This window comes from Vreelandella sp. L-25, from assembly GCF_056857535.1.
In genome coordinates, this window is record NZ_JBSXNH010000091.1 from 31058 (window position 1) to 55538 (window position 24481).

The following is a 24481-nucleotide window of genomic DNA, read 5'->3' on the forward strand; positions in this document are numbered from 1 at the left end:
CGGCATACGCTTACCCCGTGTGATGAGAGATGCCCACACGGGGTTGTGTTCGATTACGGAGGTTGGCATGGGAAGCACCAGCCAGTTTGAGTTCTTCAAAAGCGATCATGTGCCGTCACTGACGGTATTAAAGGCTGCGATTGGGGACTTCAGCTATGACCGTCATGCCCATGAAGAGTATGCCTTGGGAGTGACACTGGCGGGGCGTCAGGACTTTTTTAGCGGCGGCCAGTTTCATCGCAGCCCGCCCGGCAACGTGATTCTTTTTAATCCTGAAGATGTTCACGACGGCCATTCTGGCGGCGAGCAGGCGCTCGATTATTTAATGGTGTACGTGCATCCTGATCAGGTAGCGCCGCTGTTTGAAGACGCACTTGGCCGCCCATTGGCCTCCCCTTTTCGCTCACAGAGCACGCTGGTTCAAGACTCGCGATTGCGCCAAGCCATTCTGAATATCGCCCGTATGGTGACGCACCAAGTGGGTAGCTGCATCGACCAAGAGAATGCGTTGTCTCATGTTGTTGAGCGTATGGTGCAACTGGGTGGCAACATGGCCCCCAGCCCGGTAGCCCGCCGTCCAGACGCGCTGCTTAATCACGCCAAAGCGTATATTCATGAGCATCTAGAGACGGATATCTCACTGGATGACATCAGCCACGCGGCTCACTTATCGAAGTACCACTTTTTGCGACTGTTTCGCCAACAATTTGGCATGACGCCTCACCAGTATGTGATTAATTGCCGGGTAAACGCTGCCCGCGCCGCGCTGGACCAAGGCGCGCCACTCACCGAAATAGCACTGCGCTTTGGCTTTACGGATTTGAGCCACTTCAACCGCCGTTTTAAGCGTATCTATGGCATGACCCCCTACCAGTATCAGCGTGATATCACGCGCTAAGCACGTTTCCATCTAGAGGTTTTTTCATGTTAGCCATCATCGCCTATGCCCTGGGTGTTATGTACACGCCTGGGCCTGTGAATTTGTTGGGTTTGAATGTCGGTATCAATGGCCAGGGGAAACAAGCGCTGGGATTTTGCCTGGGCGTGGGGCTCGCCATGCTGATTTACTTGCTGGTGTTAGGCTGGGCGGGAGCCGCCTGGATCTCGCAAGGCTCACGCGTAGTGCTTAGCGCACTCGGCTGCGCTTATATTCTCTATTTGGCCTTTAAGGTAGCCCGCGCCAATATCACGCTTGAGACTCACGCCCCAGCACCGCGCATGCTCAGCTTTCGCGATGGCTTGATGATGCAGTTGCTCAACCCCAAAGCCATGGTGGCAACGCTGCCTATCACTACCTTGCAGTTCCCCACCGCAGGCATTCAGGGGGTGAGTCTCTTTCTCTGGTCGTTAGGGCTAGCCGCACTGGCCGCAGGCGCGCCGGGTAGCTATGTAGTGATGGGTAGCCTACTCGGCCAGCGCGTTAAACACGCAGGCCTGATTAAAGGGCTTAACTGGATCATGGCGGGGCTGCTGGTGGCTGTGTCGCTATCGATTGGCTACGAGCATGTATGGCTGGTGGCTACTGCCCAAAGCTAATCCCCAAGCGCAGCGCTTGCAGGCTATCGAGCTGTACCGTCACCTCATCAGAAAACAGCGGGTGGCCTTGCACGCGCACGTTAACCGCCGCCTGGGAGCCACGGTAACCAACGGAGACAGCGATATTGGCGCTATCACTCACTGGGGCCAACCAATCGTACTCAACGTTATCCACGCTCACCGATGAAAGCCCACGGGCTTCTAACTGCTCCTCGACTTCCTTCTCAATCACCACGCCGTAGTAAAAATAGAGTCCTGCGTAGCCCAGCCCTAGCAGTACCAGCAATGAAAAGAGTTTGCCCATAATTTTCCTCTGTTTGAGTACACGTGACGTTATCCCGCCGTCAAATGTGGATGATGCCTGTTTTCTAGAAACAACGGCAAGTTGTGCGTAGTGGATTCAGTAAAACACAGAGCGGGCCATGATGGCCCGCTCTGTGTTTTTGATAACGCTTTCCCACTTCCTTCAGGCTGGCAAACCCGCACGCTCCTGCCACGTTTCTCGGCACCCTCTCACACTGGCCGCCAATTCTTTCACCAGCCCATGCACCCGCGTCACGGCGTCATCACCGCTGCTGGCGTGTTCGATGCAATCTACCAGGGCAGAGCCTACTACCACGGCGTCGCTGAAGCGGCCAATGGTGGCGGCCTGTTCGGCGGTGCGAATGCCGAAGCCCACGGCAATGGGTAGCGGCGTGTGTTCGCGCAGCTGGTTCACGGCGCCTTCCAACCGCTCGGGTGTGGGGGCACTGCCGCCGGTCACGCCCGCCACGGAAACGTAGTAGATAAACCCGGAAGCGTTGGCCAGCACTTTGGGCAGGCGCTTGGCATCGGTGGTGGGCGTAGCTAATCGGATAAAATCGATGCCGTGCTGAGCGGCGGGCTGGCACAGCTCTTCGTCGTGTTCGGGCGGTAGATCTACCACGATTAGCCCATCTACCCCGGCCTTGGCGGCATCGGTGAGAAAACGCTCGACGCCGTAGCAGTATATCGGGTTGTAGTAGCCCATCAGCACGATGGGGGTGGTGCTGTTCTGTTCACGGAACTGGCGCACCATCTCCAGCGTTTTGGCTTGGGTCTGGCCGTTTTCCAGCGCGCGCAGGGCGGCTTTTTGAATGGCGGGGCCATCGGCCATGGGGTCGCTGAACGGCATGCCGAGTTCAATGATATCCACGCCTGCTTCCGGCAACCCGTGCAGCAGGCGGCGAGAGGTCTCGGCATCCGGGTCGCCAGCGGTGAGGTAGCTGACCAGCGCCGGGCGGTTTTGCTGTTTGAGCGCGGTAAAGCAGTGTTCAAGACGAGAGGTGCTAGTCATGTCGTTCTCCTGTATCGCGCTCATACGTTTTTCACTCCGAACTTATCCCCCAGATGATGGGCCACGCTCATCATGTCTTTATCGCCACGGCCACTGAGGTTGACCACCATCAGGTGCTCGCAGGGAAGTGTCGGCGCGCGCTTAGCCACTTCAGCCAGGGCGTGGGCAGTTTCTAGCGCGGGGATGATGCCCTCTTGGCGGCAGCAGATTTGGAATGCTTCCAGCGCTTCGTCATCGGTGGCGGAAACGTACTCGACCCGCCCTTGCTCGTGCAGCCAAGCGTGCTCGGGGCCGATGCCGGGGTAGTCCAGCCCTGCGGAAATAGAGTGAGCGTCGATAATCTGACCATCTTCGTTTTGCAGCAGGTAGGTGCGGTTGCCGTGCAGCACGCCGGGGGTGCCGCCGTTCAGGCTGGCAGCATGTAGGCCGCTGTTGACGCCTTTGCCGCCTGCTTCCACGCCAATCATCTTCACATCGGCGTCATTCAGGAAGGGGTGAAACAGCCCCATCGCATTGGAGCCGCCACCAATGCAAGCCACCAGGGAGTCCGGCAAACGGCCCTGTTTTTCGAGCATCTGAGCGCGGGTTTCATGACCAATCACCGCTTGAAAATCGCGCACCATCGCCGGGTAAGGGTGCGGGCCTGCCACGGTGCCAATGATATAGAAGGTGTCGTCGACATTCGTTACCCAATCGCGCAGCGCTTCGTTCATGGCATCTTTCAGCGTGCCGGTGCCTGAGGTGACGGGAATTACTTCCGCCCCTAACAGTTTCATGCGGAATACGTTGGGCTGCTGGCGCTCGATGTCGGTGGCACCCATGTAAATCACGCAGGGCAAACCAAAACGCGCAGCCACGGTAGCGGTGGCAACGCCGTGCATGCCTGCGCCGGTTTCCGCGATGATGCGCTTTTTGCCCATTTGCTTGGCCAACAATACTTGACCAATGCAGTTGTTAATCTTGTGTGCGCCGGTGTGGTTTAGCTCTTCACGCTTGAGGTAAATGCTCGCGCCGCCGAAGTGCTCGGTGAGCCGCTCGGCAAAGTAGAGAGGGCTGGGGCGGCCGACGTAGTCGCCCTGAAAATAGGCGAGCTGGCGCTGAAATTCAGGGTCGTTTTTGGCGGTGGCGTACTCATCCTGCAGTTCAAGAATCAGCGGCATTAGGGTTTCAGCGACAAAGCGGCCACCGAAACTGCCAAACAGCCCGTTGGCATCGGGTAGGCTTAAAGGTTTATTCATCACGACCTCTGCGTTTTGGGGCGATTTAGGGTTGTGATGACGTTAGCGCAGGCAGGCGGGAAGAAAAATCGATAAGATGGCACCAACCTGTGAGTTTTACGCAACTATTGAAAGAGACATCCATGCAACACAGCCTGCCGCCCTTAAGCGCCCTGCGCGCCTTTGAAGCCACCGCCCGGCTAGGCAGCGTAACCGCCGCCGCCGATGAGCTAAGCGTGACCCACGGTGCGGTAAGCCGACAGCTAAAGAGCCTGGATGAGCATTTTGGCGTAGCACTGTTCACCAAAGCCGGGCGGGGGCTAGTACTCACTCACCACGGAGAGCAATTGCAAAACGGCGTGGGGGAAGCCTTCGCCAAGCTCAGGGATAGTTGCACCCGGCTCAAGCATGAGGTGGAAGAAGCACCGTTTACCCTGGCCTGCCCCGGCAGCCTGCTGGCCCGCTGGCTGATTCCCCGTTTAGACCGCTTAAACCAGGCGCTGCCGGAGCTAAAACTTCAGGTGGTGGTGAGCGATTCCGAGCAGCCCGGCCAGCCGGAGACCAGCGCAACGCTGGCCTTTTTCGAGCCACCTTGGCCTGATGAGGGCGAGCTGATTGAGCTGATGTCTGAGGAAATTTGCGCCGTGGCCAGCCCACGCTTGGTGGACAGGTGCGATGCCGCTCATCCCGCATCGCTGTTTACCAACAAGCTCCTTTACACCGCCTCACGCCCCCAAGCGTGGCCCCAGTGGGCAGATGCCCAAGGGCTGGAAACCGACGCATTGAAAACAGCCCTCCAACAGGGCCAAGGCTTTGCGCATCTTTACTACCTCATAGAGGCTGCCGTGGCGGGCCTAGGGGTCGCCATCGCCCCGAAGCTCCTCGTAGAAGATGACCTGAAAAGCGGACGGCTTGTCGCCCCTTGGGGCAGCATCGCAACCCCGGCACAGCTCTGCCTATGGCTGCCCAAACACGCCAATGCTCGCCGCAGCGAAGCGCTGGCTGATTGGTTACGCAAGGAGTTAGGGGATTAAGCCCTGCTCATGCAACGCTTAAGTAAACGGAATCGCTAAACGCCCCCTTCTTGCACACTTATAGGGCTCTGTTTAAGCTATCGCGCCGTTTATTGGCAGGCTGTCATGATGAAGATCAACGTGGTCGGTACTAGCGGATGCGGTAAAAGCACGCTGGCAAAAAAGCTCGCTGAGACACTCAACGTTCCTCATATTCAGATGGATCAACTCTTCTGGCAAGCCAACTGGCAAGGTACACCGGATGCTGAGTTTTTCGAGAAGCTCAGCAGTGCATTGAGTACGCCTACACGCGGCTGGGTACTGGACGGCAACTTCAATCGCACCCGAGATATTAAATGGCGCGATATCGATATGGTGATTTGGCTAGATTACGGTTTTTGGCGCGTGTTTAGCCAAAGCCTACGTCGCGCCATGACTCGTATTGTTAGCAATGAAGAGCTTTGGCCGGGCACCGGTAATCGTGAGAGCTTTCGCAAGACCTTTATGAGCCGTGACTCCATCTTGGTATGGATGCTGACGAACTGGCGCTCGAATCGGCGACGCTATCTTGCCGATATGGTGAACCCACAATATCGACATATTCAGTTCGTCCGCTTAACTCATCCTAGAGAGGCAACGTGGCTCATTGATCAACTCGCTCAGCGGGGCCAATCATCAGAGCCCTACTCGGTGCGGGTACACCACAAACGCTAGCTTGTTGCCATCCGGGTCGCGGACGTAGGCGGCGTAGAAGCCTTCGCCGTACTGCGGCCGAAAGCCCGGTGCGCCTTCGTCGCTTCCACCGCTTTCCAGGGCGAGCTGGTGCAGCGTGTCGACTTCTTTGATGTCGGTGAATTGAAAGGCGGTCATGGTCCCGTTGCCCACCGTGGCATCGTGCCCATCAAAGGGGTAGCCTACAAAGTACTGGGGTACGTTGACATCATCTGGGTCACCAAATGAGACACCGCTATCCTCCTGCCAGCAAATATCCAGCCCCATGGCATTAAACAGTGGCGTGTAGAAATTCAGAGCACGCTCTAAGTCTTGGGTTCCTACCATTGTATAAGCCAGCATACGTTTCTCCTTATGGGCGCTTAGCACATGAACGTTATGCCATAACGCCAAACAGCCGGCCAATGAGTGATGTCAACGCCATGGCCAGCGCTCCCCAAAACAGTACGCGCAGTGCAGCGGTACGTACCGGCGCTCCGCCTACCTTAGCGGCTAGCGCGCCTAACAGCGCCAGCAAGGCTAGAGAGGCCACGGCTACCAAAGGAATTAGCAATACCGAGGGAGCCCACCAAGCCACCAAAAGCGGCAGCAGTGCGCCGATGGTAAACATTGCCGCCGATGAGAACGCGGCCTGAAGTGGCCGCGCTTGGCTCACCACGGTAATGCCGATTTCATCCCGCGCATGAGCACCTAAAGCATCTTTTTGCATCAATTGTTCGGCGACTTGGCTGGCAAGCTCTGGCGTTAAACCTCGCTCGACATAAATCTCTGCCAGTTCCTCTTTTTCCGCTTCAAAATGGTGCGTTAGCGCCTTTCGCTCCATACTCAAATCAGCGTGCTCGGTATCCGATTGAGAGCTGACCGAGACATACTCCCCCGCCGCCATCGACATGGCCCCCGCGACCAACCCCGCAAGCCCCGCCAACACGATGTCATTTTGCGCGGTTGAAGCCGCTGCCACCCCTAAAATCAGGCTACTGGTAGACACGATCCCATCGTTGGCACCAAGCACGGCGGCTCTTAACCAGCCTGAGCGATGAGAGCGGTGATGTTCTTGATGGGTCATAGCTACCCTATCCGTTGGATGAGTGTTGTGGCGCTGATGGTTCATCGGCCTTCTTTTTAAACTAGCAGGTTATGACCCGATAACAGCAGGCATATTGTCTGCCTACCCTCACACCGCGCAGTGGCTGGCTCCCTCACTTCATTTAGTGGGATGGCGAGCCGCTCATTGCTGCCTGCCCCACAACTTCGTGCGTTTGTCATGTGAGGCGAGTAAGGTCATTACACTTACCAACTTTAAGGAGTGATGACGTTGCGCTATTTATGGACCACCACCTTCACTCTGCTGGCCAGCACTTCCTCTTTGGCCCTGGCAGCCGACGCTACCCCGCTAGCTGAACAGCTCGATGATCTGAGTCGCTTTCAGGTCATTGCTCACCGAGGGGCCAGCGGGCATGCCCCAGAAAGCACGCTGGCCGCTTACGAGCTTGCCCACCGTTGGGGGGTGGATTACCTAGAATTGGATGCACAGCTCAGCGCCGATGGCGAGGTGGTGCTGTTTCACGATGGCTCCATTGAACGCACCAGTGATGGCGAAGGGCATATACACGATTACACCTTGGCCGAACTGAAAGCGTTGGATACCGGTTCGTGGTTCCAGGAGGCCTATCCTGATCGCTTGGACGAGGACTATCGCGGCACGCAAATCCTGACGCTCGACGAGCTATTTGACCACTTCGGCCATACCACCCGTTACTATATCGAAACCAAGTCCCCCGATCTCAATCCTGGCTTGGAAGAGGCCCTGGTGGAGCGTCTGGAAGCCTACGACATGATCGAGCAAGGCCAAGTACTGGTGCAGTCGTTCGATCAGGAGAGCTTGCTGAAAGTGCGCGACCTGAACCAAGACGTGCCGCTTATTCAACTGTTGTGGTACTCCCCCAGCGAGCAAGATAACGCCACTTTAACCGAGTGGAACAACACCACGCCGGGTGCCGACACGATTCGCGATGAGGATTTTGAGCGCATTGCAGAGTACGCCGTTGGGATTGGCACCAATGCCATCTACCAGGGCCAACCCGTGATTGATGCTGACTTTGTTCATCAGGCGCAGAAGAATGGCCTATCGGTTCACGTTTACACCATCAACGAACAAGAGGATATGAAGCGCGTGATGGCTCTGGGCGTTAACGGCCTATTTACCGATTACCCTGACCGCCTGCTGGAACTTGTGAGCGACTAAGCTTGAGAGTTAGCCACACCGTTGATATGGGCCAACGCAAGGGTGCTTAGGGTGATGTAAATTAACCTTACACCCTGGTAAATCTTTGCCATTCTTTGTGGTTTGCGTTACTTGAAAAAGCCGATAAGCTCTTGGCTCTTATTCATCTTTTTGGTTGACCGTCGCAAGGGAGAAACGTCATTCACTCATTCACAGCTGACGTGTGGGAAACCCCCACAGGGTGCATGAACCTGACGTTCGGCAAGCCAAGGTACTCCTTGAGCTATGCCAGTTAAGCAACCCAGCCGCACGCTGATTAGCGCTTTTCTGACAGCGCTAATCATGCTCGGCCTGATTTTCAATAACGCGTCAGCACAATCCGGTGAACTACCTAATACGATTGTCTTGATTGCCCACCCCTCCGTGGGCACCCAAGTGATTAACCAAGACACGGCGCGGGCCATGTTTGCCATGCGCCAGCGTACGTGGTCCAACGGGCAAGCAGCACAAATTTTTGTACTGACTAACCGAGACCCGGTGCACAGCCAATTTACCAAAGAGCAGTTGGGGGTCTACCCCCATCAGCTTCAGTTAGCATGGGACAGAATGGTGTTTTCCGGCATGGGGCAAGCCCCTAACCGAGTACGCGACCAAGAGGAGATGCGCGAGCAGGTCGCACGCACTCCTGGTGCGCTGGGCTACCTTGAAAGGGAGTACCTGGATGAGAGCGTCCATGTTATTTCAATGGAATGAAGCGCACACGCCAACACGGTGGTTAATGGCGGGACTACTGGGGCTGCTGCCAATCACTGCTCAAGCGGCGGACCCTATACGCGATACCCTACAAGTGCACGGTTTTCTAAGCCAAGCGCTGGTGATTACCGATGACAACGACTTCTTTGGTGCGAGCAGTGATCATGCGGGTAGCCTGGAATACACCGAACTTGGCCTAAATGCCTCATTTCGCCCTCATCACAAGGTGCTAGTGGCTGCTCAGTTACTCAGCCGTCGGGCCGGTGGAGACACCAGCGATGCAGAGCCAACGCTTGATTATGGCGTCATTGACTACCAAATGGTCTCTAACCAATCACGCACGCTGGGGTTGCAGTTAGGCCGTTTTAAAAACCCGTTTGGTCTTTATAACCAAACCCGCGACGTGGCCTTTACTCGGCCAAGTATCTTACTGCCGCAATCCATCTACTTTGACCGTACTCGCGCACTTGGCCTTGCAGCCGATGGCGTGAACGTTTATTGGGAAGAGCATACCGCTGCCGGGACGCTGCGTTTTCGTAGCGGCCTTGGCCGCCCCCAAACGGGCTCTGATTTGACCCGGCAGCTCTTTAATGGCGCAGCAAGCGATGTCTCGGCAGCAGAGCCTTCCGCCATTGCTCAACTGCTGTTTGAAGATCGCTCCGGGCAGTGGGTTGCTGCGTTGAGTACCGCCACCGTTAACCTAGAGACCTCGTTTGGCGGCCAAGCGGCAGATTTTGACTTTCAGCCCTGGATCGCGTCCTTGCAGTACAACGAAGAGTACTGGAGCCTGACCGCCGAATACGCGCTTAGGCAGCAAGCCTTAAAAGGCGATAACCTGCCTCGCACCTTCGATATCACTGGCGAGAGCTGGTACGTGCAGTACCAGCGCCGCTTTACCCCAACGTGGAGCGGTCTCGTTCGTTTTGATCGTCTCATCAATAATACCGACGACCGCACTGGCCAAGGGTATGAACAAGCGGGCCTTGGCCCTGACCATTCGCAGTTTGCCGACGACCTTACCCTCGGCGTGCAGTGGTCCCCCACTCCCAGGCTGATGTTAGCGGGGGAGTATCATGTCGTTGACGGAACCGGCTGGCTGCCTAAACAAGATAACCCGGATGCCGGGGAGACACGCCAACACTGGAACATGCTGCTATTTCAACTGTCGCTGCGCTTTTAGCCCATTGACCTGATCGGGAACTGCCGTGATGAACCGGTTTTCACCATTACCAGCACGTCATCGGTTTAGCTTAGCTTGGCGGGTCACCGCGCTTAGTAGCCTGCTGTTGTTGATACTGGTGGCACTGTTTATCTGGCTTGGGCACCATCACCTTACCCAACAATTTGAAAATAGCCGTATGGCACACCATGAACGCCAGCAGCGCGAAATACGCCTTGCGATGCAGCGCTCAGCCGATAATCTGCGCCAGTTGGCAGGGTTAACCGCATCGGTCTCCACGCTGGGAGATGCCCTAGCCCTTGGCGACACCACCGCGATTGATAACGCCCTGCGCTCCCAGTGGCCGTCTTTGCAGTTGGAGGCCGGGGTGGATGAAGTCTTTGTGTTTGACCCACAGGGGCGTCTGCTCGGCCACTCCGGCGGCATTCAAGGTGCCACGGAGCTTCCGGTAGAGGGTTGGATCGAAGACGTGCTGGCCCGTGAAGCCCCCATTACCACGCTACGCTGCGGCTTGAACTGCCAGCAGTATGCGGCGGTACCCATTTTAGTGGAGGGTCGCAGCATGGGTATGGTGGTGCTGTCGCGCTCGCTGGCAGACGTGACCCGCGAGGCGAAAGAGGTATCCCGAAGTGAAATTGCTCTAATGGTTACGGGCTATACCGGCTCTAATAACCTTGATGCCAGCCGCCGTTTATCGGAATGGAACGGCCATTTAGTGGCCCTCACCAGCCGTGAGGCGACACTTCCCCTGCTTGAGCGTGCATCCAATACCGCCCCCATTTTTGAACTGGCCGACAGGCCGTTGGAACTGCCGTACGCGGGCCGCTATCTAGAGATCAGCGCTGTGTACATGCAAGACGATGCGGATTGGCGCAGCACCGGTTATTTTCTTCTCATCTCCGATGTGACATCGCAAACCGTGGCCATCCAGAAGGCTACCAATACGCTATTGCTGCTGGGTGTTGTGGGTTGGCTAGCCGCTGAACTCCTGCTCCTCGCCATTCTTCTTGGCCCCATGGCAAGGCTACGCCGTGTCGCCGCGCTGCTACCCGCATTGGCCAGGGGCGACTTTACCCGGGTACGGGAAAAACTCCCTCAGCGTACACCTCGGCTGTCTAACGAAATCGATGTCTTAGAGAGCGCTACCCGAGCTCTAACGAACCAGCTTGAGTACTTGGAATCCAGCGTCACCGATCACAGCAGCCAGCTTGCCGAACGCATTGACGAGCTGGCCCATGAAAGAGACTTCGTGAATAGCCTGCTGGATACCGCCCAGGTATTTATCGTGGTGCATAGTTGTGAAGGGCGTATTAAGCGGGTGAACCACTACACGCGCACGCGGCTGGCGCTGAAAGATAGCGAGCTGATTGGTCGATACTTTTCCGATATCTTCAGCCAAGCGCCCCATACCGGCGTACCAAGCCGCTATATTGCCAAAGACGTCCAATTCGACACTTCACTGCCCACGCCTCAACAAGAAGAGAAAACCCTCCAAACAGCAGATAAGCGCTGCTGCACCGTTGCCTGGTATCACTCTGTTTTGCCCGCTAGCCTACGCGAGGGTGAACTGCGTATTTCGGTGGGGCTGGATATTACCGAGCGCAAAGCCGCGGAAGAGCGGCTGACGTGGCTCGCTGAGCGCGACCCGCTGACCGAGCTGTTCAACCGCCGCTATTTTCAGGATGCGCTGCAAAGTGCCCTACTGCATAACAGCGAAGGAGCCATCGTACTGCTGGATTTGGACCAATTTAAAGAGGTTAATGAGCTCAGTGGTCACCATGTGGGCGACCACCTGCTTCGCGAAGTCGCTGAGACACTGTTTTTAAACCTTGGCCAACGCAGCATTATTGCCAGGCTCGGCGGCGATGAATTTGCCCTACTATTAGAAGGTGTCAGCAGCGAACAGGCCATTAGCATTGCAGGCTATATCAGCCAGTTATTGAGCGGGATCGGCTTTCAATCTGCGGGTAGAAAGCATCATATATCCGCCAGCATGGGTATTGTGCTCTTCCCCATCCATGGTCGAACACCAGCCGACCTGCTCGCCAGTGCCGATATGGCGATGTACAAAGCGAAAGAGAGCACCCATCAGCGTTGGTATTTGCTTTCTCAAGCGGAGAATGCAAAGGACGAGCTGCAAGACCGGGTTTATTGGGTAGAGCAATTACATCAAGCGCTGGATAACAACAGCTTTGAGCTAATGGTACAACCGATTGTACGATTTGAAGATCAGGATATTAAGCACTACGAAGTGCTGCTACGGATTCGTCATTCAGACGGTAGTCTGATTGCGCCACAGCACTTTATTCCCATTGCCGAACAGAGCGGTTTAGTGGTGCTGATAGACCGGTGGGTGATTCGACACAGCCTGCTAGCACTCAGCACCCTCCAAGCTCGTGGCATATCGCTTGCAGTGAATCTCTCGGGCCAGTCGCTTCACGACTTGGAGCTTAAACAGTATTTAACCGATGAGCTGCGGAGCAGCGGTGCCGACCCGCATCATTTAATTCTCGAAGTCACTGAAACCGCCGCCATTACTGATTTTTCGACCGCTCGTAACGTGCTGCAAACAGTGCGCGATTTAGGCTGCCGCACAGCACTGGATGACTTTGGCATTGGGTTTAGCAGCTTCCACTATTTGGGCCAACTGCCGGTGGATTACATCAAGATTGATGGGTCGTTTATTCGCAGTTTGTTGGTCAACCCAGACAGCCACACCATTGTGAAAGCCATTGCCGACATTGCGAAGGGGTTCGGCAAACAAACCATTGCGGAATTTGTCGATCAGGAAGCTTTAATACCTATTCTGCAAGAGTACGGCCTCACCTACGGCCAAGGATTCTATTTAGGAAAGCCCCAACCTCTCACACAGTTACTGGAAGAATGAACCATGGTGATAACAACGATAACTCCGCCCATGACTACTCCAGAGACACTCGCCGATACCACGTTTAGCCCAGCCTTTTTTAACGACCACTTTTTGTTAATTCTTGCCCAAACAGCCGACGAAAAACACCGAGCATTTGCCCTGCGCCACGCGGTGTTTATCGAAGAACTTAACTACGATATAGGCAATACGAACGCGCTGAATATTGAACATGATGAGCACGACCAGCATTCACTTTTGTGCTTGCTTCATCATAAAGCGACAGGCATTGATGTTGGCTGCGTCAGAGTCGTCTTAATTGATCCCTTAGCAGAGCAAAATGAGCGCGGCTTACCGCTAGAAGATTACTACCAGCCCCACTTGTTTATTTCCGACACTCACCCTCACTACTTTCCCGCCAGCACGGTGTGCGAGGTGTCCCGGTTAGCCGTTCATCCAACCGCTCGAAAAAGGCATAAAGACAGTCAAAGTCCCGACATTCAAAGCCCTTATGACAGCATCAAAGAGAGCCCCGCATTATTGAGTCTTAGCCTGTTTCTTGCTGCCACGGCGATAGTAGGTCTTAGCCAGCGCTACCATGTATTTGCGATGCTAGAACCACGCTTCAGCCGTTTATTAAAAGCATCGGGGCTGCATTTTCATCAGGTAGGTGGCGTGATCAATTATTGCGGTAGCCGGGCACCCTACTATATTGACCAGCGAGTGGCAGAGACGAACCTGCCAATAAAACTCCTCCCGCTGTATCAATCCATCAAACGCCAGCTTGCCTCTCAGCTACCGCTGACAGCTCACTCTTCCTGACCCCTAACGGGCCGTCGTTGCCGACCTAGACGCGAGAAAATCCTGGGGAGTCACGCTGGCAAATTTCTCGACAAAAAATATCAGCGTTTCAGGGTGCCTGAAGCGACGCTCAAAGGTTTCCTGCTTGCTTTCGTAACGCCGCGTGACGGTTGCCTGATACTCACTGCCCACTTTCGCCACGTTGACACTGTTTTCATGCCCAGACTCACGGTGAACTGCCGTGACCGTTGGCTGCTGCTCTAGTATTGCTGATAACCGCTGTGCAGCCGCCCGTTCGTCTTCTGTCGCCCAAAGTGGCTGGTCGCGGTTGCCGTAGTGATAGAGCAGTATCGCCAGGAGCATGGCAAAGATACTGCTGGTGAGCATCCAAGTCAGCACCACACCAGAGACGGGCATCGTCAGCATGATGAAAAGCTGAATCACGCTGCCTACCACAAATACGGCGGCCAATGGCCGCCACATACGCTGATTCATCACACTGCGATTCAAAATATATCCCCACAGCCCCACCACCCCCAAGACACCAAAGAACAGGTGCACCATGGCGAGTGGCGTTCCTCCGCCGGAAAATACGGCCACAATACCCATGACAGGTAGCAGGCTATAAAGCCCAGCCAATAGAACGTAGGCACGCTGTAGAGACATAAGGGACTCCTTATTTCATGGTAAAGCCGCGTTTCACCAAGAAATCACGCATATGGGGGCGCAGCTTGCTATCAAACAGTGGGGTTAGGTTGTGCGACCAATCACTATTTTTATTGCCGCTACTACGAGATTGATAGTACGCCTGCATGGTGTCATCAAAGGCGGCCACATGGTCACTATCATCAGTGTAGTAGTCCTCTTTAAGAATCGCTTCAACGGGCAGGCGCGGCTTCACCTCCGGCTGATGAGCGGGGTAACCCAGGCACATGCCAAATACTGGGTAAACATGAGCAGGCAGGCGCAGCAGTTCGCTCACCGCCTCGGGGTTGTTACGAATGCCGCCGATGTAGCAAATACCTAAACCTTCTGACTCAGCCGCCACGGCTACGTTTTGCGCCATCAGCGCTGTATCCACCGTGGCGACCAGCAGTTGTTCGGTCATGCCGCGCTCAACGTTTGCGCCTGTGCGGGCGGAAGCTTCTGTTGGGCGTTTCATGTCGGCACAGAACACTAGGAATGCCGCGCTGCTAGCAACATAGCCTTGTCCACCAGCCAGCTCGGCGATGGCTTCACGGTTATCCGGGTTTTTCACATGAATCACCGTGTACGCCTGCACGTGGCTAGACGTGGCAGCGGCCTGCCCTGCTTGAATCAGCTCCAGCAGCAGGCCACGGGGGATCTCTTGATCAGTGAACTTACGAATCGAACGGTGAGAATTCAGCAGCTTGATAACATCATTCATAACAATTTCCTTCTCAGTGCTTTTCTATAAGAAGCGGTTTAGCGTTTGCGACGATAAAACAGGCCCTGCTTACACTCTCGCTGGGCCTCGACGTCGCCACGAATCTGCGCATGACTAATCAGCGCAAAAATAAACGTACCGCCAATCACGTTACCGGCCAGCGTAGGCAGCGCAAAGCCCACCACCGCGTCGTACCAAGAAATATGACCATCGAACACCAGATACAGCGCTTCACTGGTACCAACGATGATGTGGGTAAACTCACCGATGGCCATGACATAGGTGACGATAATAATGATCCATACTTTGGCCTGATCGGCAGCGGGAATCAGCCACACCAGCGTCGCAATCATCCAGCCAGCGAGAATCCCCTTGGAGAACATTTCCATGGGCGTGTTCGCCATCATGTGCTCACCTAGGGCAATAAATGCCTGGTGTGTAGCCTCGTCAAACATCGGCATATGTAAAAAGGTGAAGGAGGAGAGCGCTGCGCCCATCAGGTTACCCACCAACACCACACCCCATAACCTGCCTAGCGCGCCCAGATTCGGTAGCGTTGGGTGGCTCATCACAGGGAGAACGGCGGTGACCGTATTTTCGGTAAATAGCTGCTGGCGGGCTAAAATGACGGCAATAAACCCAACGGTGTAGCCCAAACACTCCACCAAAAAGCCAATATCTGTTTGTGGCAAATGAGCATGTAGCACCCCTCTCGCCACCATAGAGAAACTCATTGAAATCCCTGCCGCAATGGCCGACCACAGGAGTGCCATGGCGTCGCGGGAAAGCTCTTTTTGCCCCTCTAAGCGTAAATGTTGATGCACTACAGCCGCTCTGGAAGGCAGTTTGGCTTCACGCTCCTCTTTTTGGGGGTCTGCGTTCTGAGGTGCCGACTCACGCTGTGAGAGCACCTCGCTCTGCTGATCGCCTCCTTCAAAATTGTCGTCTGCTTGATGGTCTTGATTCATGGTGGCTCTCTCTCCGGTAATTTTGCAGCGTAACGCTATTGTCTAAGATTGGGTAGACACTCACCGTGGTTAACGTACGGTGGTTAAAGAATTTTTACGTGATGTTGCACGCGTGAAAGTGAACGCTCGCTATACTGCTAATAACCCACTGAGCCCAATAACGATGCTAGGAAGCCGATATGTCAAACGCCTCTCACCCCGCGTCGGGTCAGGCATGGAACGCCGACCGGTACGCGGAACACGCCAGCTTTGTTTCTGATCTTGGCCTTGATGTCGTCAAACTGCTGTCGCCCCAGCCAGGGCAACGCATTTTGGATCTAGGCTGCGGCGACGGCGCATTAACCGAGCGCATTATGCAGCTTGGTGCCGATGTAATGGGCATTGACGCCTCTGCGGATATGGTGGCCGCCACTCAAAAACGCGGCGTAACGGCGCGTGTGATTGACGGTCATCAGTTGCCCTTTGACCACGAGTTCGATGCGGTATTTAGCAATGCAGCACTGCACTGGATGCTGGACCCCCAAGCGGTACTGGCGGGAGTAAAGCGCGCCCTGAAACCCGGCGGGCGTTTTGTGGCCGAATTTGGCGGCCATGGCAACGTGGCTGCTATATGCACTGCGCTCATTGCCTCGCTGCAATTTCGGGGAATTAGCTCTAAAGGCCGCCATCCTTGGTATTTTCCGACCACCAAGGAGTATGGCAACCTGCTGCAAACGGTTGGTTTCCGTGTGGACAGCATTGAACTCATCCCCCGCCCAACGCCGCTGCCTAACGGCATGGCGAGCTGGCTCGAGACGTTTGCCAGCCCCTTCTTCCATGGGCTGGAAGATGACCTGAAAGACGCTATTTTTGATAACACGCTGAATCTATTGGCCCACAGTCTGAGCGATGGCCAAGGTAACTGGACAGCGGATTATGTGCGCATCCGCGTGGTTGCCCACGCTTAAGCCCATAGCCACACCGCTACCATGAGCTCGTTATAAACACTTAGGGCGGCTAAATAGCCGCCCTAAGTGTTTGTGCGTTATAGAGATGGCCTCTCAGGGTTAAAACTCATCCCAGTCGTCGCTGCTATTCACCGTTTGCGGCGCAGCGGGTTTATCCGCCGGGCGACGCTGCTGCCCCTCTAACGCAGGCGGCGTTACGGGTTTTTCGCTGCCTTCCGCCAACCGGAAGGTGGCCATTAGCGTCGCCAGTTGGCTCGCCTGCCCTTCCAACGCGTTAGCTGCTGAGCTGGTTTGCTGCACTAGCGCAGCGTTCTGTTGCGTCACCGAGTCCATTTCCGTGAGCGCGGCATTAATCTGCTCAATCCCGCTATTCTGTTCTCGGGTGGCGGTGGAGATTTCGCCCATTAGCGTGGTGACCTGACGAATGGCATCGACGGTTTGGCTCAGCGTTGCACCACTTCGCTCGGCTTGGGTGGCACCGCTATTGATTTGGGTGGTGGTTTGCTCAATAAGCCCACGAATTTCTTTGGCCGACTCCGCACTGCGGGTGGCTAGTGAGCGTACTTCGCTAGCCACCACCGCAAACCCACGCCCTTGCTCGCCTGCACGTGCTGCTTCCACCGAGGCATTGAGCGCTAGAATATTCGTCTGGAAAGCAATCGAATCAATCACCCCAATAATGTCGTTGACTTGATCGGCACTGGCGGCAATCTCACGCATCAGCTTCACGGTTCGTTCCACCTCTTCACCGCTGGCCTCTGCAGACTGGGAAGCCGCTACCGAGAGGTGATCAGCCTCCTGGGCTATTTCGGCATTTTTACCCACGGTAGTTGCCATTTCTTCCATGCTAGAGGCGGTCTGCTGCAGCGCCGAGGCCTGCTGCTCTGTGCGAGAAGAAAGATCTTGGCTTCCGGAAGAAATATCGCTCGCCCCGCTGTAAACATGTTCACTACTGCTGCGTAGCGACATCACCAGCGTTCTCAACTTCTCCTGCATGGATGACAGTCCGATAAAGAGTTGGCCAATTTCATTCCGGCCACGATCTTCAATACGCCCGGTTAAGTCACCATTGGCAATGTTGTCAAAGTGCCCTAACGCCTGACGAAGCGGGGTCACCACGCCGCGCATCATAGCGATCCGAATAACGACTGCCGCCAGCAATGAGAACAGCAATAAGCCAATGGCCACAGCACCGCCAATGGCCGCCAAGCGCTCTACCTCATGCATCACCTGCTGACCACGGGCTTCGGTATAGGCCACAAATTCGCCCATCGCGGCATCTAAGTTGGCCCCCAGTTCACCAAGCGCCTCTTGCCGACGCTGAATTTGAAATGGCGCTGCTTCCAGTAGCGGTACGATGCCCTCTGTCACAAAGGCATGGTACGCCGTCACCACGTTATCACGCCGCGCTTCCAACTCACTTTCAGGGGTAACGGGAATCGCTGAAAACTCTTCAAAGCGGGTTTGCGCTGCCGTCACGGCTTCTGCCGCCATGGCCAAGCTCTCCTGTCCTTTATCAGGATTACCCTGGGTGCTAAAACTGGCCGAACGGTCGAGGAAAGTTTGCGCCCTTAGCGCATTTACCTGGGTACGGTTAGCCAGGTTGGCCAGCCGCACGTTAATATTATTAATTTCGCTGAGTGCACGGTCGCTGGTGGTGTTGGTGTAAAAACCCAGTGCACTGATCAACCCGATCATCACCACGAGCAGTGCTAAGGCAGCCGTCAGGCTCCATTTTATGGAGAGTTGTTTCATCGCCTTGTTCCCTTCTGCTTTATAAGTTTTTGTCCCACCTTCTACGAGGGTAAAGCAAGATGAAGGGAAATACGGCGCTATTACGACCTTTGTATACCAATAAATTTCACATAACGACAAAACAAAAACCCACCGCTATCAAGCGGTGGGTTTTGCCACAACTGCACTCATTACGCAGCGGTGTTTTTCAGTGTCGCCATATCGATCACGAAGCGGTAGCGCACGTCGCCTTTTTCCATGCGCTCAAAACCTTCGTTAATCTTGTTGATATCGAGCATTTCAATATCGCAGGTGATGTTCTGTTCGGCGCACAGCTTGAGCAGCTCTTCAGTTTCAGCAATACCGCCGATCAAAGAACCCGCCACTACGCGACGCTTGAACACGAGATTGAACGCTTCGATGGCCGGTTCGATAGGCTCCAGCAGCCCGACCAGAATGTGCGTGCCATCGTACTTCAGCGATGTCAGGTAGGGGTTCAAATCATGCTGAACCGGAACGGTGTCGAGCATGAAATCGAAGGTTTCAGCGACGGCATCCATCTGCGCCTGATCACTTGAGACCACTACATGGTCAGCACCGTTACGCTTGGCTTCTTCTACCTTGGCTTCAGAACGGGTGAACACGGTCACTTCGGCACCCAGCGCTTTGGCCAGTTTGACGCCCATGTGGCCTAAGCCGCCCATACCAATAATGCCCACTTTATGGCCTTTACCCACGCCGTGATGCTTCAGCGGCGAGTAGGTGGTGATACCGGCACACAGGATCGGCGCGGCGGATGCCAGGTCGATACCATCGGGCATTTGCAGGACAAAGTGCTCGCTGACCACGATGGAATCAGAGTAGCCGCCCTGGGTTAGGGTACCGTCTTGGCGGTCCGGGCTGCCGTAGGTCATGGTGAAACCTTCCAGGCAGTACTGCTCTACGCCATCTTTACAGGCGGAGCAGGTGCGGCAAGAGTCGACCATGCAGCCAACACCGACTAAATCACCAGCTTTAAAACGGCTCACGTCGCTGCCCACGGCAGTGACACGGCCAACAATTTCGTGGCCCGGCACAACAGGGTACTGGCTCATGCCCCAGTCGTTGCGAGCAAAGTGCAGGTCGCTGTGGCATACGCCGCAGTAAAGGATTTCAATGGCAACATCGTCAGGGCGCGGCTCACGACGATCAAAGGTAAACGGCGCGAGCGGCTTATCAGCGGAAAACGCGGCGTAAGATTTTGCTTGGCTCATGAAAACTCCTTTTTAATGCATCCCGCAGGTGCGGAAAGGTGTATCTATTATTGGCTGCTTAGCGGGAGATAGCGATGAACGAAGCTACGTTTTTTTTGCTTATTTCTCTATTCACGTGCAATAAAATAACAAAAATCGTCAGAAAAACGTCATAATTCTCGTAACCGATAAGATTCACCTCGCGTAAGGAGAACCCAGTGGCCAGTACCGCGCATGCCGGCAATGCCCTTGCCGACCTGATTATCCCGCTTGTAAAAAGCGATGGCCCAAGCGCTTCTCGCCTGGAGCGCGTCAGCCTACTCTGCCTGGGCAGACACCAGGTGCGTACGCCGCTCATGTACGAGCCAAGCCTCATCATCATCGCCCAAGGGCGCAAAGTGGGTTACCTGGGCGACCGCGAGATTCACTACAATCCGGGGCACTATCTGGTGCAAACACTGCCGCTGCCCTTTGAGTGTGAAACGCACGGCTCGCCAGAGGCACCGCTTCTCGGCGTTTCCGTCAAGTTCGACCCTGCGCTGCTTAGCGAGATGGTCACCGCCATGGGGGATATACACCAGCCGCAAACAGCGCCCATGCCGATGGCCTCGGTGGCGATGAATGACGGCATGCAAGCAGCTGTCCTGCGCTTGGCGCGCACGCTGCATGATGACGTAGAGTGCAGTACGATGGGGGATGCAAGGATACGTGATGTGGTGTTTGAAGCGCTGAAAGGCGAGCAAGGCCCTGCCATGAGGGCGCTCGTGAAGGGCCACGGCAGCTACTCACGCATTGTGCAGGTGCTCTCTCAACTGCACACCCACTTTGCGGAAGACTTCTCTGTGGAACAGTTGGCGCAGCAGGCCAATATGAGCGTCTCGACCTTTCACCAGCATTTTAAGCAGATTACCCGTGCCTCTCCTGCCCAGTACCTAAAACGGCTGCGCTTAATTAAAGCGCAGCAGTTGCTGTTGCAAGATAGTCACAATGTGAATCAAGCGGCGCTGGCGGTTGGCTACCGCAGCGTGCCGCAGTTCAGCCGGGACTATAAGCGCTACTTTGGCGAGTCACCGCTGCAGCATCGCCGCCAGGAGCAGGCGCTGCGCGCCTGATGGCTCCTGGCGAGCCAAGCTTATTTGGCGAAAATCTGACTCTTATCTTGGAAGGCTTTGAACTCTAGCGCATTACCACAAGGGTCGAGCAGGAACATAGTCGCTTGCTCGCCCACTTCGCCTTTAAAGCGGATGTAAGGCTCAATGATAAAATCGGTATCGCGCTCTTTTAGACGCGCGGCCAGGGCTTCCCACTCATCCCACTCAAGAATTACCCCGAAGTGCGGTACCGGCACGTTGTGACCATCCACTGGGTTGGTGTGGGCGCTCTCCTGGCCGGGCGTTTTGGGGTGCTCATGAATCACCAACTGATGGCCGAAGAAGTTGAAGTCTACCCAATGGTCGCTGGAGCGGCCCTCTTCCAGACCAAACACGTCATTGTAGAAAGTACGCGCCAAGGCAACGTCGTACACCGGAATCGCTAAGTGGAAAGGGGAAAGGCTCATGGAAATCTCCTGGTGTGTTGCTGTTGTTGAGGAATGTCGTTGGAAATGTATTTGTGAATGGCTAGCGCGTTGCGCTACCACCGTGTCACTATCCTAAAAGGCGTTATGCAAAAATAAAATCAATTGTTTTTTTATGCATTGACAATTTTTATTGATGAATTGAAAGACCCATCGACCATGATTCGCGAACTTAAAACGCTCATCGCCGTGGCTCAGCACGGCACCTTTGCCGCCGCAGGCCAGCGCATTGGCCTAACGCAAGCCGCCGTCAGCGCACAGATGAAGCGTTTGGAAGCGGAACTGGGTGTGGCCCTGTTTGAACGCAGCGGCCGTGCGGCAGTACTTACCCAGCGCGGGCAAGAGACGCTGCAGCAGGCGCAGGCACTGCTAGCGTTGTACGGCACCTTGGGGGCGTCATCCGCCGGGCAGGAGGTCGCTACTCGCGTCACCTTAGGGGCGATTGCTTCCATTCAGCGCTCGCTTTTGCCAAACGTATTGGCGCGCTTTCACCGCCAGTTTTCCGAGTGCCGCACCCGGGTAGTGCCGGGGCTTTCGCTTGCGCTAATGAATCAGGTAGATGCGGGGGAGCTGGATATGGCGGTGATCATTCGGCCGCCTTTTTCGCTGCACAGCGACCTACGCTGGCAGCCCCTTGCCCATGAGCCGTTTCGGTTACTGGTGCCCCGGCAAATGGCCAGTGATGATTGGCGAGAGCTACTCTCCAGCCAGCCGTTTGTGCGCTATGACCGCGCATCGTTTGGCGGCCGTCAGGTTGATCGATTTTTAAGAGATAACCACTGCCAAGTGCGGGACGTGTGTGAGGTAGACGAACTAGAAGCGATCGTGCAGCTGGTGACCAACGGCGTGGGGGTGGCGCTGGTGCCGCAGCCAAGCGCCATCCGGCGCTGGCCTGCCGGAGTGCGCGCCATCGATTTGAAAGAGCACACCTTCCATCGCGATATCGGCATCGTTCACCGCGCCAGCGGCCAGCTAAGTGAACCGGCTCTGGCACTGGCCGCCCTGCTGACGCAAGTAGCTACCGCTACACACTAAAACGCCAGCCCGGTGGCTGGCGTTGGAAAGCACATCACACGCATGGCTTACGCCTCGGTGGTGCTCTCTTCTTCCGTGGTGCTGGACGCTTCTTTAGGCTGTTCATTGGCCTCTGCTTCGTCTTGAACATCGCTCTGCTCAACGCTATCGGCAGGCAGATTCATAGGCTCATCCAACTGTAGCGTTTCTGCCGTGTAGGCACGCACGTCGTTCAGCAGCTCAGCCTGTTCGGAGGTGGGGTAGAACCGTTCTTTGTAGGCACGCTTTGTCATGCTGTATAAACATCAGGGTAGTGAGGCGAAATCAATCCGGCACCGCTACGCGGTGCGCGCTTGTATCCCCGCCCAACTGGGCGATGCTTTACGCGCTGCTTGGTAAAAAAATTCGACGAAAGTCTAACAAAGACCACGATGACGGGAACATAAAAGAAATCTTAAATGAGAATGAAAGGAATTAACGCATGAAACCAGAAGATTTGGAGACCTTGGTGACGCGAAAGATGCCCTTTGGCAAATATGAAGGCTGGATTATTGCTGATTTGCCGGGCCCCTACCTGAACTGGTTTGCCCGGGAAGGCTTTCCCAACGGGGAGATTGGTCAACTGCTGCAACTGATGCACGAAATTGACCATAACGGTTTAAGCGACCTGTTAACACCACTGCGCCAGCGCTAGCAAAAGTGAGTCACGCGCCTACTAGCGGGCACGCAGCGCCTGCTCGCGCTCTTCAGCGTAGCGGGCGCTATGCTGCGCTGGGGCACTTGGAAACCGGCCTAGTGCAACGGCTTTTTCAAAAAAGCCGTTGGCCGGTAAATCCTCTCCTCGACGGCTGATAACCAGCGCGGCGATCATTGGCCGCCCGGCGGCTACATCCTCTTCCATTAACTGTTCAAGCGCTTGGGCCACACGTGCAATAGTGCGCGGTGGCGTCAGCCCTAATGTGTTAGCAACCTGCTGATAAGTCATGGGCAGCGCGCTGGCCGGGGCCTGCGTTAACAGTGCGCGTATGGGAGCCGCTAAGGGCGAAGTGGCATGGGGATGGCTCATTGGAGTGACTCTTGCGTTCGGGTATCGGGCCGGAAAGATAGCCACGCTACCATATCGCTGGCTATGCTGTGGCCTGTACATGTTATTTCAAACGGTAGTCATAAAAACGCAAGGGGGAAATATGGCCGATAGACTCAACCAGCAACGCCCTAAAAGCCGCTGGCCTAAGGTGCTGGCGTGGTTCAGTGTGCTGGCGTTAGTGGCAGCGGCACTATTAATGGCGGCGGCTGGCCCGGCCTATCGTTGGGAATGGATAGGGTTAGGCGAAGCTTTCAACCTTCTGCGTAACGGCGTTTATGCCGCCACGGCAGCGGTGGCGCTTAGCGTATTAGTGCTACTCATCAGCGCAATCACTAAACGCGGTGGGATCGCCTTTGTCGCCATAACGGTATTGATCGCCACTGCCGCCCTGCTCTATATGCCTTGGCAACAGTGGCAGCGCGCCCAGCAGGCCCCGGTGATTCATGACATCACCACCGATACCCAAAACCCACCAGCGTTTGTTGCGCTACGCGAGGAGCGCGAAGCGGCACCCAACGGGTTAGATTATCCAGGCGATGACACCGCCGAACAGCAACGGGCAGCCTACCCGAACGTTCAACCGCTGGTCGTAGAGGCTCCTGCCACCACCGTACTCGCCGCCGCTCAAGCAGAAGTCGAAGCGGCGGGCTGGGAGATTGCTGAGATTACCCAAAACCGTTTGGAAGCCACCGCCGTGACCCGCTGGTTTGGCTTTGAGGATGACGTGGTGATCCGCCTAACCGAACAGGGCGAAAGCACCCAGGTAGATATGCGTTCCGCATCACGGCTCGGTGCCAGCGATGTGGGCACCAACGCGCTGCGTATCGAGTCCTTTTTAAACGCGCTGCGCAAGCGGCTGGAGTAACCGCCACATACCG

Annotated in this window: 27 protein-coding genes; 14 read left to right on the plus strand and 13 right to left on the minus strand. The window is 55.5% G+C overall.

Features of this window, described 5'->3' with window-relative positions; translation table 11 throughout:
• Window positions 1-67 precede the first annotated feature (67 nt).
• Both AC13CN_RS16275 and AC13CN_RS16280 read left to right on the plus strand, forming a co-directional pair.
• On the plus strand, window positions 68-898 hold the full coding sequence (locus tag AC13CN_RS16275; RefSeq protein WP_074210279.1) for an AraC family transcriptional regulator: 831 nt from the start codon (window positions 68-70) through the stop codon (window positions 896-898).
• A gap of 26 nt (window positions 899-924) precedes the next feature.
• Window positions 925-1536 carry a LysE family translocator gene (locus tag AC13CN_RS16280; RefSeq protein WP_074210278.1) on the plus strand — a complete coding sequence of 204 codons (612 nt, stop codon included), beginning with the start codon at window positions 925-927 and terminating at the stop codon, window positions 1534-1536.
• Here AC13CN_RS16280 and AC13CN_RS16285 read toward each other — a convergent pair.
• The 3 genes from AC13CN_RS16285 to trpB form a co-directional block, all read right to left on the minus strand.
• The gene (locus AC13CN_RS16285; protein WP_074210277.1) at window positions 1520-1840 is read right to left on the minus strand and encodes a hypothetical protein; all 321 of its coding nucleotides are present in this window, start codon (window positions 1838-1840) and stop codon (window positions 1520-1522) included. The two genes, AC13CN_RS16280 and AC13CN_RS16285, sit on opposite strands and share 17 nt — an antisense overlap.
• Before the next feature lie 162 nt (window positions 1841-2002).
• A complete protein-coding gene (gene trpA / locus AC13CN_RS16290; RefSeq protein ID WP_253556937.1) occupies window positions 2003-2851 on the minus strand; it encodes a tryptophan synthase subunit alpha in 849 nt (282 codons plus the stop codon).
• A 20-nt stretch (window positions 2852-2871) separates the two neighbouring features.
• Window positions 2872-4089 (minus strand): tryptophan synthase subunit beta, encoded by a 1218-nt coding sequence (gene trpB, locus AC13CN_RS16295; RefSeq protein WP_253556938.1) that lies wholly within the window; start codon window positions 4087-4089, stop codon window positions 2872-2874.
• Between the two features lie 122 nt (window positions 4090-4211).
• On the opposite strand from trpB, the gene AC13CN_RS16300 reads away from it, so the two are divergent.
• Both AC13CN_RS16300 and AC13CN_RS16305 read left to right on the plus strand, forming a co-directional pair.
• On the plus strand, window positions 4212-5102 hold the full coding sequence (locus AC13CN_RS16300) for a LysR family transcriptional regulator (protein ID WP_483053277.1): 891 nt from the start codon (window positions 4212-4214) through the stop codon (window positions 5100-5102).
• A gap of 105 nt (window positions 5103-5207) precedes the next feature.
• Window positions 5208-5795, plus strand: a complete 588-nt coding sequence (locus AC13CN_RS16305; protein ID WP_228219982.1) for a shikimate kinase — start codon at window positions 5208-5210, stop codon at window positions 5793-5795.
• Here AC13CN_RS16305 and AC13CN_RS16310 read toward each other — a convergent pair.
• Together AC13CN_RS16310 and AC13CN_RS16315 are read right to left on the minus strand one after the other, a co-directional pair.
• A complete protein-coding gene (locus tag AC13CN_RS16310) occupies window positions 5757-6155 on the minus strand; it encodes a VOC family protein (protein WP_054641485.1) in 399 nt (132 codons plus the stop codon). The genes AC13CN_RS16305 and AC13CN_RS16310 overlap by 39 nt on opposite strands.
• Before the next feature lie 34 nt (window positions 6156-6189).
• Entirely contained in the window at window positions 6190-6879 is a 690-nt protein-coding gene (locus AC13CN_RS16315; RefSeq protein ID WP_062360199.1) for a VIT1/CCC1 transporter family protein, read from the minus strand.
• Between the two features lie 243 nt (window positions 6880-7122).
• On the opposite strand from AC13CN_RS16315, the gene AC13CN_RS16320 reads away from it, so the two are divergent.
• From AC13CN_RS16320 to AC13CN_RS16340, 5 genes are all read left to right on the plus strand, one after another.
• Window positions 7123-8058, plus strand: a complete 936-nt coding sequence (locus tag AC13CN_RS16320) for a glycerophosphodiester phosphodiesterase family protein (RefSeq protein ID WP_062360197.1) — start codon at window positions 7123-7125, stop codon at window positions 8056-8058.
• 264 nt (window positions 8059-8322) lie between these two features.
• Window positions 8323-8790: a hypothetical protein gene (locus AC13CN_RS16325; protein WP_228219321.1), complete on the plus strand. Its 468-nt coding sequence runs from the start codon at window positions 8323-8325 to the stop codon at window positions 8788-8790.
• A 25-nt stretch (window positions 8791-8815) separates the two neighbouring features.
• Window positions 8816-9970: a porin family protein gene (locus AC13CN_RS16330; RefSeq protein ID WP_054645227.1), complete on the plus strand. Its 1155-nt coding sequence runs from the start codon at window positions 8816-8818 to the stop codon at window positions 9968-9970.
• Window positions 9971-9998: 28 nt separating this feature from the next.
• Window positions 9999-12857: a bifunctional diguanylate cyclase/phosphodiesterase gene (locus AC13CN_RS16335; protein WP_054641484.1), complete on the plus strand. Its 2859-nt coding sequence runs from the start codon at window positions 9999-10001 to the stop codon at window positions 12855-12857.
• 30 nt (window positions 12858-12887) lie between these two features.
• A complete protein-coding gene (locus AC13CN_RS16340) occupies window positions 12888-13658 on the plus strand; it encodes a PEP-CTERM/exosortase system-associated acyltransferase (protein ID WP_253561320.1) in 771 nt (256 codons plus the stop codon).
• Window positions 13659-13661: 3 nt separating this feature from the next.
• Here the strand turns inward: AC13CN_RS16340 and AC13CN_RS16345 are convergent, their stop codons facing one another.
• Genes AC13CN_RS16345 through AC13CN_RS16355 form a run of 3 tightly spaced genes read right to left on the minus strand, consistent with a single transcriptional unit; the run spans window position 13662 to window position 16013 of the window.
• Window positions 13662-14303 (minus strand): hypothetical protein, encoded by a 642-nt coding sequence (locus AC13CN_RS16345; protein ID WP_054641482.1) that lies wholly within the window; start codon window positions 14301-14303, stop codon window positions 13662-13664.
• 10 nt (window positions 14304-14313) lie between these two features.
• Window positions 14314-15045, minus strand: a complete 732-nt coding sequence (gene nfsA / locus AC13CN_RS16350; protein ID WP_054641481.1) for an oxygen-insensitive NADPH nitroreductase — start codon at window positions 15043-15045, stop codon at window positions 14314-14316.
• A 38-nt stretch (window positions 15046-15083) separates the two neighbouring features.
• On the minus strand, window positions 15084-16013 hold the full coding sequence (locus AC13CN_RS16355; protein WP_054641480.1) for a formate/nitrite transporter family protein: 930 nt from the start codon (window positions 16011-16013) through the stop codon (window positions 15084-15086).
• Between the two features lie 179 nt (window positions 16014-16192).
• On the opposite strand from AC13CN_RS16355, the gene AC13CN_RS16360 reads away from it, so the two are divergent.
• Window positions 16193-16960: a class I SAM-dependent methyltransferase gene (locus AC13CN_RS16360; RefSeq protein ID WP_054641479.1), complete on the plus strand. Its 768-nt coding sequence runs from the start codon at window positions 16193-16195 to the stop codon at window positions 16958-16960.
• 99 nt (window positions 16961-17059) lie between these two features.
• Here the strand turns inward: AC13CN_RS16360 and AC13CN_RS16365 are convergent, their stop codons facing one another.
• Both AC13CN_RS16365 and AC13CN_RS16370 read right to left on the minus strand, forming a co-directional pair.
• The gene (locus AC13CN_RS16365; RefSeq protein WP_054645226.1) at window positions 17060-18715 is read right to left on the minus strand and encodes a methyl-accepting chemotaxis protein; all 1656 of its coding nucleotides are present in this window, start codon (window positions 18713-18715) and stop codon (window positions 17060-17062) included.
• 170 nt (window positions 18716-18885) lie between these two features.
• Window positions 18886-19947, minus strand: a complete 1062-nt coding sequence (locus tag AC13CN_RS16370; protein ID WP_062360195.1) for an NAD(P)-dependent alcohol dehydrogenase — start codon at window positions 19945-19947, stop codon at window positions 18886-18888.
• A 197-nt stretch (window positions 19948-20144) separates the two neighbouring features.
• Here AC13CN_RS16370 and AC13CN_RS16375 point away from each other — a divergent pair, with 197 nt between their 5' ends.
• Entirely contained in the window at window positions 20145-21038 is an 894-nt protein-coding gene (locus AC13CN_RS16375; protein WP_062360193.1) for an AraC family transcriptional regulator, read from the plus strand.
• Window positions 21039-21058: 20 nt separating this feature from the next.
• Here the strand turns inward: AC13CN_RS16375 and AC13CN_RS16380 are convergent, their stop codons facing one another.
• Window positions 21059-21484 (minus strand): VOC family protein, encoded by a 426-nt coding sequence (locus AC13CN_RS16380; RefSeq protein ID WP_062360191.1) that lies wholly within the window; start codon window positions 21482-21484, stop codon window positions 21059-21061.
• 177 nt (window positions 21485-21661) lie between these two features.
• Here AC13CN_RS16380 and AC13CN_RS16385 point away from each other — a divergent pair, with 177 nt between their 5' ends.
• On the plus strand, window positions 21662-22537 hold the full coding sequence (locus AC13CN_RS16385) for a LysR family transcriptional regulator (RefSeq protein ID WP_172514750.1): 876 nt from the start codon (window positions 21662-21664) through the stop codon (window positions 22535-22537).
• 47 nt (window positions 22538-22584) lie between these two features.
• Here the strand turns inward: AC13CN_RS16385 and AC13CN_RS16390 are convergent, their stop codons facing one another.
• Complete coding sequence (locus AC13CN_RS16390; protein ID WP_062372615.1) at window positions 22585-22809, minus strand: helix-turn-helix domain-containing protein; 225 nt, start codon at window positions 22807-22809, stop codon at window positions 22585-22587.
• A gap of 188 nt (window positions 22810-22997) precedes the next feature.
• Between AC13CN_RS16390 and AC13CN_RS16395 the strand changes: the two genes are divergently transcribed.
• Window positions 22998-23210, plus strand: a complete 213-nt coding sequence (locus AC13CN_RS16395; protein ID WP_054641478.1) for a DUF3820 family protein — start codon at window positions 22998-23000, stop codon at window positions 23208-23210.
• 21 nt (window positions 23211-23231) lie between these two features.
• On the opposite strand, the gene AC13CN_RS16400 is transcribed toward AC13CN_RS16395, so the two are convergent.
• Entirely contained in the window at window positions 23232-23582 is a 351-nt protein-coding gene (locus tag AC13CN_RS16400; RefSeq protein ID WP_062360188.1) for a hypothetical protein, read from the minus strand.
• A 121-nt stretch (window positions 23583-23703) separates the two neighbouring features.
• On the opposite strand from AC13CN_RS16400, the gene AC13CN_RS16405 reads away from it, so the two are divergent.
• Window positions 23704-24468 carry a DUF1499 domain-containing protein gene (locus AC13CN_RS16405; RefSeq protein ID WP_062360186.1) on the plus strand — a complete coding sequence of 255 codons (765 nt, stop codon included), beginning with the start codon at window positions 23704-23706 and terminating at the stop codon, window positions 24466-24468.
• The last annotated feature ends 13 nt before the right edge of the window (window positions 24469-24481 follow it).